The sequence below is a fragment of the Mesorhizobium sp. M1396 genome (assembly GCF_040317725.1).
In the GTDB taxonomy this organism is placed as follows: Bacteria; Pseudomonadota; Alphaproteobacteria; order Rhizobiales; family Rhizobiaceae; genus Mesorhizobium.
This window is the reverse complement of sequence record NZ_JAMYLA010000156.1, coordinates 1-795: the sequence shown is the minus strand read 5'-3', so window position 1 is coordinate 795 and position 795 is coordinate 1. Positions and strand designations below refer to the sequence as shown.

At 64.8% G+C, this 795-nt stretch carries 1 protein-coding gene and 1 pseudogene; one reads left to right on the top strand and one right to left on the bottom strand.

Annotated features, from left to right (window positions below):
- The first annotated feature begins 5 nt into the window (after window positions 1–5).
- On the top strand, window positions 6–587 hold the full coding sequence (locus tag NKH02_RS34415; RefSeq protein ID WP_352884287.1) for a TetR/AcrR family transcriptional regulator: 582 nt from the start codon (window positions 6–8) through the stop codon (window positions 585–587).
- Window positions 588–648: 61 nt separating this feature from the next.
- On the opposite strand, the pseudogene NKH02_RS34410 reads toward NKH02_RS34415, so the two are convergent.
- Window positions 649–795: pseudogene (locus tag NKH02_RS34410) on the bottom strand (TetR/AcrR family transcriptional regulator); the annotation flags it as partial.

The window sequence follows — 795 nt, the reverse complement described above, 5'->3', positions numbered from 1 at the left end:
TTGAAATGAAGGTCAGTCGAGAGCAGATGGCGGAGAACCGTCGCCGGATTCTGGATGCGGCCAGCCGGCTGTTTCGCGACAAGGGGTTCGACGCGGTCAGCGTGGCGGAAGTGATGAACGCCGCCGGGCTCACCCATGGCGGCTTCTACGGTCACTTCAACTCGAAGGACGACCTGATCGCGCAGACCCTTGCCCATGTCCTCGCCGCGGACTCAGGCGTAGGGGGCGATCTTCGCGCTTATGTGGGGTCCTATCTTTCTCCCCGGCATCGCGACAACTGCGCCGGCGGTTGCCCGACGGCGAGCCTTGCCGCAGCCATCCGCCATCAGGCCCCGGCTGCTCGGTCGGCCATGACGGAAGGCCTTCGGTCGCAGATCGACCGTATGGGCAAGGCGCTCCCGGAACTGGATGCGGCAGACGGACGCCGCGCGGCGATCGGAAGCTTTGCGGCGATGGTGGGGGCAGTGATCCTTGCCCGGGCGATCGATGATCCAACGTTTTCGGATGAAGTGCTGGAACAGACGCGTGCTTGGGTTGATGCGGGGCTTGGTAGACAGTTTGCCAGCCAGCCGGGGCCCTCTGCATGAAGCCGAGAGCGCGCTTAGCGTCGCCACCAAGGGCTGGTACCCATAGCGGGCGACACGGACCTCACAAATGCGTCCGTGCCGCGTCTTTGCCTGCCGCGAGGATGCGATCGGATAATTCGGTCCCTTTCACGGCGCGGGCCATTTGAAGCGCACCGATGAGCGTCGCAAAAACAGCAAGCGCCACGCCTTCCGGGTCCTTGGCCCGCGG

Excerpts from the sequence above, each read along its gene's own strand:
- NKH02_RS34415 (WP_352884287.1), top strand. The coding sequence starts at position 6 with ATGAAGGTCAGTCGAGAGCAGATGGCGGAGAACCGTCGCCGGATTCTG.